Raw genomic sequence first — 15,078 nt, 5'->3', positions numbered from 1 at the left:
CTGCGCGGGTTTCGTATCGAGGGCCTGTATGCGTATCGTCCAGATCATATTGTCCAAAGGGTTCCGGGGGGCGGAGCGCCACGTCGCGGAACTGGCGATGGCCCAGGCGCGCCACCACGACGTTCTGCTGATCGTTCGGGCTGACTGCGCCGACGCGGGCGGTCGTTCCATCCGCGACCAGCTGCCGCCCTCGGGCGCGCTGCCGGGACTGCGGGTGGTGACGGTGGGGCCCGGCCTCATGGCGCCTGGGATCTGGGGCCATATCCGCCGCTTCCGGCCGGATGTCATCCATTGCCATGGCGGCCGCGCGGGTCAGACCGTGGGCCGGCTGCGGCCGCTGTTGCCGGGCCGCCCGTCCCTGCTGGCCACCATGCACCCCGACTACCGCCGCCGGTGGTACCAGAACCACGACGCCGTGGTCGCCACCACCGATTGGCAGGCGCAGGAGGCCAAGCTGGGCGGGTTCGAGGGGCGCATCGCCCGCGTGAACCTGTGGCGGCAGGCACATCCGGTCCCGCATGCCGGCCGCATCGCCGCACTGCGCGCGGAAATGGGTGCGGAACTGCCGGGCGACGTGCTGGCCTTGGGTGTGGGGCCGCTGATCCGGGAAAAGGGTTTCGACCTCTTGGTCAGCGCGGTGCGCGGGTTGGACCACCCGCACCTCAAGCTGGCAATCGTTGGCGATGGGCCCGAGATGGGCGCCTTGCGCCAGCAGGCGACCGACTGCCCGGCCATCCGCTTCCTGGGCTTCCGGGGCGATGTGAAGGATTTCTACCACGCCGCCGATCTGTTCTGTTCCCCTTCCCGGTTCGAACCGTTCGGCCTGGTGTTCCTGGAGGCGCTGGACGCCGGCGTGCCTGTGGTGGCCTCCGCCTCGGAAGGGGCCCGCACCATCCTGCAGCCCCCGTCGCAGGACGGAGGGGACGCGTTCAGCGCGGCCGACGGCGCGCGAACGGGCAACGGGTTGGCGCTGGCCCCGCTGGCGGCCCTGGGCGATGCCGATGATCTGGCGGAGCAGTTGAGCGTGGCGCTGGAGGCGGTGGCGCAGGCCCGTGGGGCGGGGCTCCGCCTGCGTCACCGGCCGGAGCTGCCCGCCTACAACCAGGCCACCAGCCTGGAAGCGCTGGAGCGGCTCTATGCCGAACTGGTCGCCTCGGCCGAGGCCGCCGCGGCCGCCGCGCTCAAGGCCGGGGCGCCGGCACCGGGCCACTGACCGTCAGCGGCACGCCGCCGCAGCTCAGGGCCACGTCGGGCTTTTCCACGTCCTCGATCCGCAGAACCGCGAGGCCCAGGGGCCCCAGGCTGCTGCGCATTTCGCCCACCTCGCGCTCCCCCCACAGCACCGGCGTGCCGGCGGCGGGCAGGGCCTGCCCGTCGGTTGCCGTCACCCGCATCAGGCGCTTGCGGATCAGGGCGCGATAGTGGGTGCGGGCGGTCAGTTCCTGACCCATGTAGCAGCCCTTGTCGAACGCCACGGCGGATAGGTTGTCCATGCCGTTCTCGAGGGGAATGGATTTTTCCGGCACCAGGTCCCGGCTGCCATCCGGCACGCCCAGGTCCAGCCGGCGCCGGGCATAGGCGTCGGCCGCGTCGGGCAGGCTCTCCGCCACCGGGCGGGGCAGCAGCAGGCGCAGGCCCAGGCCGGCATGGCGCGGGTCGACATAGGCGATGGCTGGGCCCTCCGGCGTTTCCATGATCCCCGCAGCACCTGGCGCGGCGCCCGCCGCGGCCCCATCCAGGGCCACGCCTACCGCCCACCGGGCGCTGGCATCGGCCAGGGTCACCTTGGACCGCAGCTTGTACATCGACAGGCGGCGCAGCAAGTCGGGCGCCCGCGCCGCCTCCGTCTCGATCAGCAGGGTTTCGTCGCCATCGGCATCCACCTGGGCGGTCACGAACAACTCGTGCAGGAACTTGCCTTGGGCGGTCAGGAACAAGGCGTAGATGGCGTGGGAAGGGCTGACGCGGCGGACGTCGTTGGTGATCAGCCCCTGCAGGAAGGTGCGGGCGTCAGACCCGGTCAGCGCCAGCACGCCCCGGTCGGCAAGCCGGCCCGCCGCCCCGTGCGCGAGCAGTGGCCAGGAAAATGCGACGCCTTCAGTCATGATGCCGGACCTGAACAGTTTTCCCATCGGGGTGCTTCAACAGGTAAGGGGTGGCGCGTCCCGCCGCAAGGGTTCCCACCCGTATGCAGGGGTCAACCGCCATCGCCGCATTGGCAAGCGTCTGAGGGCACTTGTATAAGGGGCCGGTCGCCGGGGTCATGCCGTGGGTTGGGGGCCAGTCTGTTGCGGGTTTTGTTCATCACCTCCACCCGTCTGGGCGACGCGGTGCTGACAACCGGCTTGCTGGGGCATCTGGTGGACCAGCTGCCGGACGCGCGCTTCACCATCGCCTGCGGTCCCATCGCCGCCCCCCTGTTCCGCGCCGTGCCCCGCCTGGACGAGATCATCGCCATGCCCAAGCGGCGCCTGGCCGGGCACTGGCTGGACCTGTGGCGGCAGGTGGCGGGCCGCCGCTGGGATTTGGTGGTGGATCTGCGCGACAGCGCCGTGTCCCGCCTGATCCTGGCCCGCCGCCGCGCCACCTTCCGGGGCGGTGACGATCGCCAGCCCAAGGTCGTGTCCCTGGGCCTGGTGCTGGGGCTGGAGCCGCCGCCCAACCCCCGCTTGTTTCTGAATGAGGCCATCCGCGACGAAGCGCGCGTCCTTTTAGGGCCCGACACCGGGCCCCCGATCCTGGCGCTGGGCCCCGCCGCCAACTGGACGGGTAAGGAATGGCCGGCGGATCGCTTCGCCGCGCTGGCCTTGCGGTTGGTGGCCGGCCCGCTCGCGGCCGGTCCCTGTCCCGCCCGGGTCATGGTCCTGGCGGCGGAAGCGGAACGGCCGCGCTGCGCGCCGGTGCTGGACGCTCTGAGGGCCGCGCTGGGTGCTGGCCGGGTCATCGACCTGGTGGGCCGCACCGATCCGCTGCTGGCGGGCGCCTGCCTGGAACGGGCGCGGCTGTTCGTCGGCAACGACAGCGGCCTGATGCACGTGGCCGCCGCGGCCGGCACGCCCACGCTGGGGCTGTTCGGGCCCACCCCCTCGCATCTCTATGCGCCGTGGGGTTCCCAGGCCCGGGCCGTGGTGGCGCCGGCAGCCGAGCCGGGCGCATCGCCCGAGGCCCGGATGGCGGCACTTTCCCTTGGCCAGGTGGCGGACGCCGCGGCAGAATTGCTGGTCCAGGTAACGGGCCGGCCCATGCCTATCCTGTGACCTGATGAAAAAGCGCTAGGACCATCGCCGTTCCCGAGTAAAAGGTGGGGGCCTTGGTGGCCAGGCTGGGGGGCCTTGGGCCACCGGAGAGATACGCTGGAGCAAGATGTCGTCAACCCAGACCACGCGCGAACTGCGGACCAGTGCACCGGTCATGTCCCCCTTGCCCGCCGCTACGCCTGCGGCCGGGCCCACCGCCGTCTCCCGGAAAGCGGCGCCCTTCAGCCTGGCATGGACGGGCCTGACGCTGTTCCTGCTGACCGTGCTGGGCTTCGTCTGCGCCCTGCTGCCCCTGGGCACGGCGCCCGCATTGATCAGCCTGTCCTTCCTGGGCGGCATCCTCTACGCGCTCACTGCCCGCCGGCTGCCCGCCCTGCTGACCGCCCGCGCGACCTGGCGCGCCACGCCGCTGCTGCCCCTGGCGCTGTGCCTGCTGCTGGGGGCGGTATCCGTGCTGTGGACGCCCGTGCGCAAGGACGGCGTGGGTCAGCTGCTGACCTTCCTCTACACCGTCGTGCCCTTCCTGTTCTGGATCGGCACCCTGCGCGAGGTGGATGAGCAGCGACGCTGGCTCCTCATCCGCTGGGCCGTCATCGGCATGCTGGTGGGCCTGGCCATCTTCGCCGTCGAGGTGGTCGGCGACCAGCCCATCTACCGCCTGGAAAAGGCGCTTGAAGGCACGAAAGTCGACCATGACCGGGCGCTGAACCGGCCCGCCGTGCTGTTCGCCACGCTGGCTTGGCCCCTGGGGCTGGGCCTGGCGCGCCTGGCCTGGGTCACGGGCCGGGGGGCCGTCGCCCGCCTGCCGGCGCTGGCGGCGATGCGGTTGCCCCCGGCGGGTCGGGCCATGCCGTGGGCCTGGGTGATGCCGGCGGCCTTCTTCCTGGCGGCGCTGGGCGGCACCAGCGCCTCGGCCAAGGTGGGCCTGGGCATGGGCCTGGTATTCTACGGCCTGGCGCGGCTTTCCGCGCGCGCCGCCCGGGTGGTGCTGATCGTGGCGCTGGTGGCCGGTCCCACCCTGTCCATTCCCATCTCGCTGGCCTTGCACCGCGCCGGCCTGACGGAAGAGGCGCGCATGCCGTGGAGCTTCCGCCACCGGGTGGAAATCTGGGACGTGGCCGCCCGCCGCATCCTGGAAAAGCCCCTGGTCGGCTGGGGACTGGACAGTTCCCGCAACATCCCGGATGAGGGCGAGGTCTCCAAATTTCACCCCGAATCCCCCATCATCCCCCTGCATCCGCACAACATATTCCTGCAGGTGCTGCTGGAGCTGGGGGTGGTGGGCAGCGTGCTCTACACATGGCTGGGCGTGGGGCTGGCCTGGGGCACGCGGCGCCTCCCGGCCTATGCCCAGGCCACGGCGCTGGCGGCCATCGCCGCCACCGTCGCGGTGGGCTGTTTCTCCTACGGCGTGTGGCAGACCTGGTGGCTGTGCGGCGTCATGCTGGCGGCGGGCCTGCTGGAACTGAACCTGCCGGCGGGATGGTGGACGCGGACCGGCAAGGCCTGACGCGGGCGGGCCGGCATTGCTGACGGCTTGCCCCCGGCGGGCTGGCGGGGGTAAATGGCAACCCCATATCCATTGCCCAACCGCCCTTCCTTTGAGGACCCGCCCATGCCGCCCGTGAAAAAGAACCCGCTGAACCTGAATGCCCTGCAGCTGAAGACCCTGACCCTGCTTCAGGTCCTGGCCGGGCTTGAGGGCGTGGGCCAGCCGGTGGTCGAGGGCGGCGTGATGGTCGATCGCTTCCCCCACGCGCACGGCAACCACTTCCACCTGGGGCCTTACACCGTGATGTCGGCCGATGCCACCGGCCTGTCCAACGAGGCCGCCTGGGTGGCGCTGGAGCGCAAGGGCCTGATCAAGTCGCAGTTCCCCAACGCCGCCATCGTGACCGAGGCGGGCCTGGCCTACGACACTGGCATCCGTGGCCAAATCCTGCACGGCTCCGACCACTAAGGCCGCTTGAAAGCAAAAAGGGGCGCGCCGGTCCGGCCGGCGCGCCCCTTCTTCATTTAACGGCCGCTTACAGGCCCAGCAGGCGCTTCCTGGCGGCCGCGTATTCGTCTTTAAGCTTCGCGATCAGGTCGGCGGTGGGCAAGACGTCGCCGATGGCGCCCACGCCCTGGCCGGCGCCCCAGATGTCCTTCCATGCCTTGGCGCCCGAGGCGGCCGCGCCGAAGTTCATCTTGCTGCGGTCCACCTGGGGCAGGTTGTCCGGATCCATGCCGGCGGCGACGATGCTGGACTTCAGGTAGTTGCCGGCGACGCCGGTGAAGAAGGGCGTGTAGACGATGTCGGACGCGCTGGCCTCCACGATGGCCTGCTTGTAGCCGGCGGCGGCGTTGGCCTCGGTCGTGGCGATGAAGCGGGTGCCCATGTAGGCCAGGTCCGCCCCCATCGCCTGGGCCGCCAGGATGGCGTCGCCGGTGGCGATGGCGCCGGACAGGATGATGGGGCCATCGTAGAAACGCCGCACCTCCCCCACCAGGGCGAAGGGGCTCAGCGCCCCGGCATGGCCACCGGCGCCGGTGGCCACCAGGATCAGCCCGTCCACACCGGCCTCCAGCGCCTTTTCCGCATGGCGCAGGCTGATGACGTCATGGAACACCAGGCCGCCATAGCTGTGGACATGGGGCACGATGTCGCCCGGCGCCCGCAGTGAGGTGATGATGATCGGCACCTTGTGGCGCACGCACACTTCCATGTCGTGCTCCAGCCGGTCGTTGGACTGGTGGATGATCTGGTTCACGGCATAAGGCGCGATCTTGGCGTCCGGATTGGCGGCGCGGGCGTCGGCCAGGGTGGTGTCGATGCGCGTCAGCCACTCATCCAGCGCTTCCTTCGGCCGGGCGTTCAGCGCGGGGAAGGATCCGACGATGCCGCCCAGGCACTGGGCGATGACCAGATCCGGGTTGGACACGATGAACATGGGCGAGGCGATGACCGGCAGCGCCAGGTTCTGGGCAAGGACGGGCGGCAGGCTCATGGAACGGCGTCTCCCCTAAGTTCTTGGCCTGTATTTCTTGAGCGGCCGCGCAGGGCCGGTCCAGCCTCAATGCCATGGGGTCGGAGGGCCGTCAATGCGGGGGACGGGGCCGTTTTCCGCCGAAAAGCTTAAAGCCCAGGCGCAGCCCACTGCCGTGCGCCAAGAAATTTTTAACGGCACCGGCGCAAGAAAATGGGTGGGGACCGGGGGCAGCCGGTCCCCACCCAAGGAGCCTCAGGCGGGAGGGGAACCACGTGTCTGAGGGCCGGGAGAACTTTAGGAGCTGAGAGAACTTTAGGGATAGTTGCGCGGCACCGGCGCCGGGGGCGGCGCCATGGTGCTGGAATTGGGCGGGGCGACACTGCCGATCAGGTTGTTGTCGGCGTCGTAAACGGCACCGCCGCCGGCCGGATAAAACACCACCTGGCCGGCGGTACGGCCGCGCTCATCCACCATGCGGTAACTGTGGCTGAGGTCCACCCGCTCGGGCCGGGACGTCCCGCAGGCGGCGACGGTGGTCAGGGCGGCGGCGGCCAGCAGGCCGCGCCACAGGAAACGGTGACGATTATTTTTCAAGATTTCCTCCGGTCAGCAAGGGTTTCAACGACGCCCCCAAGTCTTTTTCACGGATCAGGAAATAGGCCCGCAAATCACCAATCACAGGTGGAACGCTAGCATGGGCACCGCCACCTGTCATGAAGCAGTCCGACGTAGGCGGAAAGGCGGGTGAATTCTAGGGTTCTGCTTGCCCACGACGAAAAGGGGTGCCCTAGTACTAAGGCACCCCCATCCGGCCTACGCGGGTTGGTTTAGGAAACGACAGCACCGGGTCAGGTGCCTCAGGTTCACGCCACCTTGGGCGACAGCAGGTCCTCCAGCCCGATGCGGCGGAACATCTCGGCCCGCACCCGGTCGGCGACGCCGTTCACCACCTCCGCCCCGTCCTGCGACGGGTCGATATGGGTGCGGAAGGGGCGCTTGCCGTGGGGCAGGTCCACCACCCGCACGATGGCCTCGGCCACGCTGGCGGCGTCGGCATCCGGCGGCTCCAGCGCCGCCAGGCCCTTCAGCGCGCGATCCGGCACATCGGCATAGGGCCCCTGGTTGTATTCGGTGGCGCGGTCCGTGTCGGCCGGCGATCCCGAATGGGCGAAGTGGTTGGTGCCCTTGGTGAAGGCGCCCGGGACGATGATGGCCGTCTCGATGCCCCAGCGGGTCAGTTCCGAGGCGTAACTGACGGCCAGGCTGTCCATGGCGGCCTTGGCGGCGAAGTAGGGCGCCAGATAGGGCGGGGTACCGCCCCGGGTGCTGCTGCTGGACACCCACACCACCAGGCCCTTGGCCTGGCGGCGCAGGTGCGGCAGCGCCGCCCGGTTCAGCCGCTGGGTGCTCAGCACGTTGATGTCGAACAACTGGGCGTACTGTTCCGGGGTGAAGGCCTCGGCCGGGCCGAAGGACATGTGGCCGGCGTTGTGCACGATGACGTCCAGGCGGCCTGCTTCCTTGATGATCTGGGCGACGGCGGCCTCGACCGAGGCGTCGGACTGCACGTCCATCTCCGCCGTGCGCAGATCCACGCCATGTTCGGCGGCGTAGGCCTTGGCCTTTTCCACCTGTGGGGCGTTGCGGTCCCGGGTGTCCCGCATGGTGGCGTAGACGGTGTGGCCGGCCTGGGCCAGGGCGCGGGCGGCCAGGGCGCCGAACCCGCTGGAGGCGCCGGTGATGACGATGACTTGGCTCATGATCGCATGCTCCTCATTCCCTCTGGTGCCGGTTCAGATGATGCCGCCGTTGGCGCGCAGCACCTGGCCATTGATCCAGGCGCCATCCGGGCCCGCCAGGAAGGCAACGGCGGCGGCGATGTCCTCCGGCTGGCCCAGCCGCTCCAGCGGGGCCTGCTTGGCCAGGCGGTCCACCACTTCCTGCGGCTTGCCGTTCAGGAACAGTTCGGTGGCGGTGGGGCCGGGGGCGATGGCGTTGACGGTGATGGACCGGCCGCGCATTTCCCGCGCCATGACCACGGTCAGGGCCTCCACCGCCGCCTTGGTGGCCGCGTACACGCCGTACGTGGGCGGGTACAGCCCCACGATGCTGGAGGAGAAGTTGATGACCCGGCCGCCCTCGCGCAGGCGCTGCGCCGCCTCGCGCAGGGTGTTGAAGGTGCCCCTCAGGTTGACGTCCATCAGCTTGCCGAAGGCGTCGTCGGCCATGTCGGCGATGGTGCCCAGGGTCATGATGCCGGCGTTGTTGACCAGGATGTCGACGCCGCCGAACGCGGCCTCCACCCGGTCGAACATGGTCTTCACGGCGTCGGCGTCGGCCACGTCGGCCTGCACGGTCAGGGCGCGGCCGCCGGCGGCCTCGATCTTGGCGGCGACGGCCTCGGCGGCGGTGGCGCTGCCGGCGTAGTTGATGATGACGGTGTGGCCGTCGCGGCCCAGCCGCTCGGCGATGGCGGCGCCGATGCCGCGGGAGGCACCGGTCACCAGCGCGACCTTCTTGCCGTTCGTGTTCGTGGTCATGACGTGATCCTTTCCTTCGGTTCGGGCCCGGATTGTCGCGGGCTGCTGCAGTCGATGAAGGAAAGGTGCGCCCTAGCTGATTCTGGATAAATGGCGTATATTTGCCATCATTATCCAAAAATCATCAACAATCCGTTGGCAACCCATGGACCGCTTCGACGCCATGCGCGTCTTCACCCGCATCGTGGAACGGCGCAGCTTCACCGCGGCGGCGGAGGATCTGGGCATGCCCCGGGCGACGGTGACCCACACCCTGCAACAGCTGGAGGGGCGGCTGGGCACGCGGCTGCTGAACCGTACCACGCGGCACGTCAGCCCCACGCTGGATGGCGAGGCCTTCTACCAGCGTTGCCTGCGCCTGCTGGCCGATGTGGAAGAGGCGGAGGGCGCCTTTCGCGCCACCGATCCCAAGGGCCTGCTGCGGGTGGACGTGCATGGCAAGCTGGCGCGGCACTTCCTGTTCCCCGCCCTGCCGGAATTCCTGACCCGCCATCCCGGCCTGGACCTGAACATCAGCGAGGGCGACCGCCTGGTGGACCTGGTGCGCGAAGGCGTGGACTGCGTGTTGCGCGCGGGCGAGCCGCGCGACAGCGCCCTGATCGCCCGCCGCGTCGGCCTGATGCCCCAGGCCACGGTGGCCAGCCCCGCCTATCTGGAGCGCCACGGCGTGCCCGTCACGCCGGATGACTTGGCCAATGGCCATCAGGCGGTGAACTTCGTTTCGTCCACCACCGGCCGGCCCTTCCCCTTTGAATTCATGGTCGGGGAAGAGAGGCGCAGCCTGACCCTGCCGGGGCGGGTCAGTGTGGCCAGTGCGGAAAGCTTCACCGAGGTGGCCCGCCTGGGGCTGGGCCTGATCCAGACGCCGCGCTATCACCTGGGCCCGGACTTGGCGTCGGGACGGCTGGTGGAGGTGCTGTCCCTCTATCCGCCGCCGCCCATTCCCGTCTCCGTCCTTTATCCCCACAATCGGCAGCTGTCGCCGCGCGTGCGGGTATTCGTCGACTGGGCCGGGGGACTCTTCCGTTAATTCCCTCAGGCGCCGGGCGGCCACATCCGTGGCCTTGGCTTCCTCGCATTTCAGTCCGCTTGACGCTCCCCGAAATGCTGCGGCGGACGCGGTCGCGTCCTAGCGGCATGGATGCCGCTTAAAGGGTAGCGCGGGTCTCGTGCAAATAGGCCCGCACCGTGCGGGCCAGGGCCTCGTTCTGATTCAGGGGCGGCTGCCAGTCGAAGGCGGCGCGAAAGGCGCTGTCGTCGATCTCCAGCGATCCCGTCAGCCGGTCGGCGATGCCGGACAGGCGGGGAAGGTGGCTGGCCAGGCTCCAGAACGCTGCGGGCAGGGGGACCAGCCACGGCCGCCTGCCGGCGGCGGCGGCCAAGGTGGTCACCAAGCCGCTGGTGGACAGGGCGGGCTGGTCGGCGATCAGGAAGGTGCCGGTGATCTCGACCCGTTCCACCGCCCGGGTGATGGCATCGGCCAGGGTATCCAGGCTGACCAGGCTGCGCCGGTTGGCGATGCCACCCAGGGGCACCACGGGCCAGCGCGTGGCCAGGCGCAGCAAGGCCGCCATGTTGGCCTTCACCCCCGGCCCATGAACCAAGGGCGGCCGCAGGATGGCCAGCGACAGGGGGCTGTCCGGCGGGCATAGGGTGGTCAGCGCCTCCTCCGCCGCGCGCTTGGACTGCCCGTAGGCGTCCTCCGGCAGGGCGGGATCCAGTTCCGTCAGGGGACGGCCGGGGCTGTGGTCGCCCTGGGCCTTCACGCTGCTGACATAGACCAGGCGACGCAACCCCGCCGCCTGCGCTGCCTGGGCCAAGCGTACGGTAGCGGTGACGTTCAGGGCCTGCAGCGCGGTCGGCGTGACGTTGCGCTGATGCGCCAGGCCCGCCAGGTGGACCAGGGCCTGCGCCCCCTCCAGCACCGGGGCCCAGTCCACCGGGCCGGCCAGGTCACCCACGGCTACCGGGGTCACGCCCGCAGGCAGGCCTACGCCGGCGTTGCGCACCACCGCGATGACCTCGTGCCCGCCGGCCAGCAGCCGGGGCAGCAAGGCGCGGCCCACGAACCCAGTGGCCCCGGTCACCACGATCTTGGCCATGTCCGTTTCCTCGTGCCTGCCCTTGGATTCCGCCTCAATGACACGGACGCGGGCGGCAGGGCAACGGAGGAAACCGCCAAGCTTTACTGATAGTTCCGGATAACGCGGTCCAGCGTGCCGTCGCGCCGCAAGCCCTCCAGCGCCGTGCGCAGACGGGCCACCAGGGTGGGGTCGGTGCCCAGGTTGCAGGCGATGCCCACCGGCGCCACGCTGAAGGTCAGCACCGGCTCGATCGCCACCCCCGCCTGGCGGGCCAGCCAGCGGCCGCTGATGGCGCCGGCGGCGGCCAGGTCGGCGCGCCCGGCGGCCAGCATGGGCATCTGGTTCGCCAGCGACACCTCGGTGATGTCCAGCCCCTGGTCGCGCAGGGTGGTGGCAAGCATGGTGCCCACCGGCACCAGGATGGACAGCGGTGTCCCCCGCGCCTGGGCCTCGGCCGCCAGGGTCTTCACCTCGTCCAGGCTGGCCAGGGTGTGGGTGCCGTCGGGATGGGCGCGATGGTAGTGCAACCAATCCGCCCGGGCGAACAGGGCGGCGCCACCTTGCGCGATGGGCGCCACCCACTGGAATTGGGTTTGCCGCTCCGGCGTCTCGTTCGCCGCGAACAGGCAGGTTCCCGGCACCTCCTGCACTGTGTGATAGCCGCGGCGCCACGGCATGACCTGCACCTGGTAGGCGATGCCCGCCGCCGTCATCAGCGACGGCAGCAAATCGCCCATGATGCCCGTCAACCGTCCGGTGGCAGGGTCGGTATAGTTCAGCGGCGGGTTTTCCTCGGTGATCAGCGTCAGGGACACCGCCGCCTCCCCCGCCCGGGCCGCCGGCGGCGCTGTCCCCAGCAAGGCGCCCAGGCACAGCGCCGCCAGCCGCATGGGGCGGCGCGCACGCGGGGAACGGACTTGGGGGAAACGGACTGCGGCGGGGGGATGGGACATCGCTTCCTGGCGGCGGCGCTGCGGGGAAGATCCGCGCCGGGAAAGGGCGAACGAGGGGCCGGGCGGAAAAAGGCATTGTCCGCCCGGATTACCTTCTAATTTCTTAACGATGGCCCAATTTCTTAACGATGACGGGGCGCGGCTGCCGCCCGCGTCATTGCAGGTTTGCGGCGCTGGCGATCTTGTGCCGCACGACGCCGCTGGCCGCCGCCAGCGCCGCCGCGCGCTGCAACAGCCAGCCGCGCATTTCCGGCGGCTGGCGATCCAGGATGGCCTCCACCGCCAGCGCGTCGCCCGCCGTCATGTCGGTGGCGGCGTTCAGCAGCAGTTCCGCCAGCGCGCGGCAGTCCGCCGCCTGGCCCGCCGTGCCGGCCTGGAACAGATGGCGCATGCGGGCGGCCGCCCCATCGGGATCCTGGCTGTACAAGGGGCGGGCCGGATCGGTGACCTGAAGGTCGGTATCGGGGATGTCGGGTGGCGTCATCTGGCCGGTTCCTTCGGGGAAGAAGAGGTCGGTCGGGACGTCGGATACCCTAACATCGGCCCCCCGCCGGGGGGAGGCTGCCAAACGGAGAGGGCCGTTCGGGCTAGCCGCTCGCCGGCGGGGCGCTACACCGCTGCGGGGTTTTCGATGGGCGTCTCCGCCGGTGCCGCCGCCGGCGGGGTGCGGACCGGCATGGCGATGGCGCGCAGCGACTTCGACGTCAGGCCCAGGGCGACGATGCCCCACAGCGCCAAGCCGCTGCCCAGGAACATGACCTGCGGCGGGATGTAGCGCATGAGCCAGCCGCACAGGGCGGACGACAGGGGCGCCAGGCTCATGACGATGAACATGAACAGGCTCATGCCCCGGCCCAGCATGGCGGGCGGTATGCGGCGCTGGATCCAGGTGAAGACGCCGATCTGGATGAAGCCCGCCAGGCAGCCGGCGATGGCCATCAGCAGGGCCGCCTGCCAGGTGTGCTGGGCCAGGCCCATGGGCATGAACACCAGGGCCACCAGGCTGTCGATCAACAGGATGGTGGAACCCAGGGTGCGCAGGCGGAAGTTGGGCCGTGCGCCCGACACCGTCATGCCCACCAGGGTGCCCACGCCGTGCAGCCCCATCATCAGCCCGAACCCGTCGGCGCCGTCCGCCAACCGGTCGCGGGCGAAGACGGGCAGCACCGCCTGCAAAGGGCCGCCAATGAAAAAGGTGGTGGCCGAGAAATACAGGCACAGGGCCCTGAGCTCCGGATCCCGCCAGAAATGGAGGATGCCGTCGCCGATGGAGCGGAAGACGGCGCCCAGGCTTTCCCCCTTCCGCGCTGGGCCGTCGCCGGGCAGGGTCAGCATGCGCACCTGGTACAGGGTCAGGGCGGAGATGACGAAGGTGGCGCAATCCACCAGGAAGGCGGCGCCCAGGCCGGCCAGGTCGCTGGGCGCCCCCGACGCGGCAGCCTTGCCGCTGCCGCCCACCACGGCGATCAGGCCGCCGGCCATGAGCGGGCCCAGCAGCAGGGTGGCCTGGCGCAGGCCCATCATCATGCCGTTGGCGGCCTGCAGCTGGTCGCCCGGGACCACCCGGGGCAGGATGGTGGTACCGGCGGGGATGCTGAAGGCGCTGGCCAGGCCGATGCCGAAGGCCACCCCGCACAGCACGGGAATGGTCAGGGTGCCGGTCAGCACCCCGGTGCCCAATCCGCCGAGCAGGACGGCGTTCACGTACTTGGTCAGCAGCAGCACGCTGCGCGCGGGATAGCGGTCCACCAGGGCGCCGCCCACCAGCAGGAACACGGCGCGCGGCAGGCTGATCAAGCCCAGCACCAGGCCCATGGCCAGGGTGTCGTTGGTAACGGCCAGCACCAGCCACGGCATGGCCAGCAGGCTGAACTGGTCGCCCAGCATGGAAATGATGCCACCACCCAGCAGCCATAGGAAATTGCGGTTGCGCATCAGGGGATTGGGCGGACGCTTCGGCTTTGTCGTGGCGGACATGCGCTTGCCTCAGGACAACGGGGGTTTGGCGGTCTTGGCCGCCCGGGAACGTCTGGTCTTGGCCGCCGGTGGTGGGGGTACCGGCGGCGGGGGTGCTGGTGGTGGCGCCTGGGTGTATTCCGGGGGCAGGGGCGGCTGGCCCGTCGGAAACAGTCCCATCAGGCGTGCCCGGTCATAGTCGGGCGGCCGGATGTCGCCCGCCTCGATGGTTTCCACCAGCTTGGCCAGCCATGCGTTCTCCGTTTCCAGGTGGGCAAGGCCGTTTTCCAGGATGGCCCGCATGCCCGTGGATTGGACGGGCGCCAGATAGTCCGCCAACGCCTTCAGGGGACGGTGATAGTCCCGCTGCACCGCCAGGCGGTGGCGCAGCGCGTCCGCCACCGCGTCGGGATCGGCGTGGTGCAGGAACATCAGCGCGGGATAGAGCGGGTGATAGCGGGGCGAGACGTCGGCCAGCCGTTCCGCCATCAGGGCGTGGAACCGGGCGCGGCCGGCGGGCGTCAGCCCATAGGTGGTGCGTTCGCCCCCACGGGCCACCGCCTCCACGCCCTTGGCCTCGATCAGGCCGTCGCGCGCCAGGCTGCGCACGGCGTAGTACAGCGTGCCCACGTCCACGTCGATGTAATGGTCGACATGGGCCGCCGTCAGCCGCCGCTTGATTTCATAGGGGTGCAGGTCGCCGCCCTGCAGCACGCCCAGGATGAGGAGTTCCGCTTTCATAGTTTAAACAAACTAATATAGTTGGATTAAACTATCAATCGGCTTTTTACCCGGGTTTTATGGCCGTGACGGTTTTCCGTTCGGCCCCGCGCATGCCCCTTGCGGGCGGGCGCCACCCGCGATTCAATGCGCACCCATGAACCGCCTCACCCTCCGCATTGATTTCGGTGACCAGGGCGCCGTCGGCCCCGGCAAGATTCGTCTGCTGGAAGCCATCGCCGAGCACCACTCCATCTCCGCCGCCGGGCGGGCCATGGGCATGTCCTACCGCCGCGCCTGGCAGCTGGTGGACGCCCTGAACCAAACCTTCGCCCAGCCCTCGGTCACCACCCAGGTGGGCGGCGGCGGGGGCGGCGGCGCCGCCCTGACCGAGTTCGGGCAGGAATTGGTGGCGGCCTATCGCGCCATGGAAAAGGCGGCGGCCGAGGCCACGGCCGACATCCGCGCCGGCTTGGCCGGCCGCCTGCGGCCACCCGGCGCCTAAGGTCGCAAGCGGCCAGCTGGACAACGTTGTCAGAAGACGCCGCGCGGCCCTCGTGCTATCCCTCCCACCATAAGAATTGGCAGGAGGTACA

16 protein-coding genes are annotated in these 15,078 nt (G+C 70.0%); 6 read left to right on the top strand and 10 right to left on the bottom strand.

Annotation, left to right across the window (positions count from 1 at the left end; translation table 11 throughout):
• Positions 1-28: 28 nt before the first annotated feature.
• Complete coding sequence (locus Y958_RS32870) at positions 29-1,213, top strand: glycosyltransferase (RefSeq protein ID WP_186291392.1); 1,185 nt, start codon at positions 29-31, stop codon at positions 1,211-1,213.
• Here Y958_RS32870 and ygfZ read toward each other — a convergent pair.
• On the bottom strand, positions 1,182-2,105 hold the full coding sequence (gene ygfZ / locus Y958_RS32865) for a CAF17-like 4Fe-4S cluster assembly/insertion protein YgfZ (RefSeq protein ID WP_186291391.1): 924 nt from the start codon (positions 2,103-2,105) through the stop codon (positions 1,182-1,184). The genes Y958_RS32870 and ygfZ overlap by 32 nt on opposite strands.
• A gap of 183 nt (positions 2,106-2,288) precedes the next feature.
• Between ygfZ and Y958_RS21490 the strand changes: the two genes are divergently transcribed.
• From Y958_RS21490 to Y958_RS21480, 3 genes are all read left to right on the top strand, one after another.
• Positions 2,289-3,257, top strand: coding sequence for a glycosyltransferase family 9 protein (locus Y958_RS21490; RefSeq protein WP_088873884.1), 969 nt, complete (start codon positions 2,289-2,291; stop codon positions 3,255-3,257).
• A 106-nt stretch (positions 3,258-3,363) separates the two neighbouring features.
• Positions 3,364-4,767: an O-antigen ligase family protein gene (locus tag Y958_RS32860; RefSeq protein ID WP_088873883.1), complete on the top strand. Its 1,404-nt coding sequence runs from the start codon at positions 3,364-3,366 to the stop codon at positions 4,765-4,767.
• 105 nt (positions 4,768-4,872) lie between these two features.
• On the top strand, positions 4,873-5,217 hold the full coding sequence (locus tag Y958_RS21480) for a hypothetical protein (RefSeq protein WP_004272344.1): 345 nt from the start codon (positions 4,873-4,875) through the stop codon (positions 5,215-5,217).
• Positions 5,218-5,284: 67 nt separating this feature from the next.
• Here Y958_RS21480 and Y958_RS21475 read toward each other — a convergent pair whose 3' ends face one another.
• The 4 genes from Y958_RS21475 to Y958_RS21460 all read right to left on the bottom strand — a co-directional run bounded on the left by Y958_RS21475 (position 5,285) and on the right by Y958_RS21460 (position 8,769).
• The gene (locus Y958_RS21475) at positions 5,285-6,247 is read right to left on the bottom strand and encodes an NAD(P)H-dependent flavin oxidoreductase (protein ID WP_088873882.1); all 963 of its coding nucleotides are present in this window, start codon (positions 6,245-6,247) and stop codon (positions 5,285-5,287) included.
• Between the two features lie 294 nt (positions 6,248-6,541).
• Positions 6,542-6,823: a hypothetical protein gene (locus Y958_RS21470; RefSeq protein WP_004272345.1), complete on the bottom strand. Its 282-nt coding sequence runs from the start codon at positions 6,821-6,823 to the stop codon at positions 6,542-6,544.
• Between the two features lie 269 nt (positions 6,824-7,092).
• A complete protein-coding gene (locus tag Y958_RS21465) occupies positions 7,093-7,989 on the bottom strand; it encodes an SDR family oxidoreductase (protein ID WP_211098640.1) in 897 nt (298 codons plus the stop codon).
• A gap of 33 nt (positions 7,990-8,022) precedes the next feature.
• Positions 8,023-8,769 carry an SDR family oxidoreductase gene (locus tag Y958_RS21460; RefSeq protein WP_088873880.1) on the bottom strand — a complete coding sequence of 249 codons (747 nt, stop codon included), beginning with the start codon at positions 8,767-8,769 and terminating at the stop codon, positions 8,023-8,025.
• Positions 8,770-8,914: 145 nt separating this feature from the next.
• On the opposite strand from Y958_RS21460, the gene Y958_RS21455 reads away from it, so the two are divergent.
• The gene (locus Y958_RS21455) at positions 8,915-9,799 is read left to right on the top strand and encodes a LysR family transcriptional regulator (RefSeq protein ID WP_088873879.1); all 885 of its coding nucleotides are present in this window, start codon (positions 8,915-8,917) and stop codon (positions 9,797-9,799) included.
• 118 nt (positions 9,800-9,917) lie between these two features.
• Here Y958_RS21455 and Y958_RS21450 read toward each other — a convergent pair whose 3' ends face one another.
• The 5 genes from Y958_RS21450 to Y958_RS21430 form a co-directional block, all read right to left on the bottom strand.
• Positions 9,918-10,871, bottom strand: a complete 954-nt coding sequence (locus tag Y958_RS21450) for an NAD-dependent epimerase/dehydratase family protein (RefSeq protein WP_088873878.1) — start codon at positions 10,869-10,871, stop codon at positions 9,918-9,920.
• 83 nt (positions 10,872-10,954) lie between these two features.
• A complete protein-coding gene (locus Y958_RS21445) occupies positions 10,955-11,806 on the bottom strand; it encodes a substrate-binding periplasmic protein (protein ID WP_088873877.1) in 852 nt (283 codons plus the stop codon).
• A gap of 154 nt (positions 11,807-11,960) precedes the next feature.
• On the bottom strand, positions 11,961-12,290 hold the full coding sequence (locus Y958_RS21440; RefSeq protein WP_088873876.1) for a hypothetical protein: 330 nt from the start codon (positions 12,288-12,290) through the stop codon (positions 11,961-11,963).
• A 125-nt stretch (positions 12,291-12,415) separates the two neighbouring features.
• Positions 12,416-13,783, bottom strand: coding sequence for an MFS transporter (locus Y958_RS21435; RefSeq protein ID WP_088873875.1), 1,368 nt, complete (start codon positions 13,781-13,783; stop codon positions 12,416-12,418).
• Positions 13,784-13,792: 9 nt separating this feature from the next.
• A complete protein-coding gene (locus Y958_RS21430) occupies positions 13,793-14,503 on the bottom strand; it encodes a PadR family transcriptional regulator (RefSeq protein WP_088873874.1) in 711 nt (236 codons plus the stop codon).
• 136 nt (positions 14,504-14,639) lie between these two features.
• Here Y958_RS21430 and Y958_RS21425 point away from each other — a divergent pair, with 136 nt between their 5' ends.
• On the top strand, positions 14,640-14,987 hold the full coding sequence (locus Y958_RS21425) for a winged helix-turn-helix domain-containing protein (protein WP_088873873.1): 348 nt from the start codon (positions 14,640-14,642) through the stop codon (positions 14,985-14,987).
• Positions 14,988-15,078: the final 91 nt, after the last annotated feature.

This window comes from Nitrospirillum viridazoti CBAmc (assembly GCF_000730165.1).
GTDB lineage: Bacteria > Pseudomonadota > Alphaproteobacteria > Azospirillales > Azospirillaceae > Nitrospirillum > Nitrospirillum viridazoti.
Note: the sequence above shows the minus strand (reverse complement) of the source record. Positions and strands in the feature narration are given on the sequence as shown.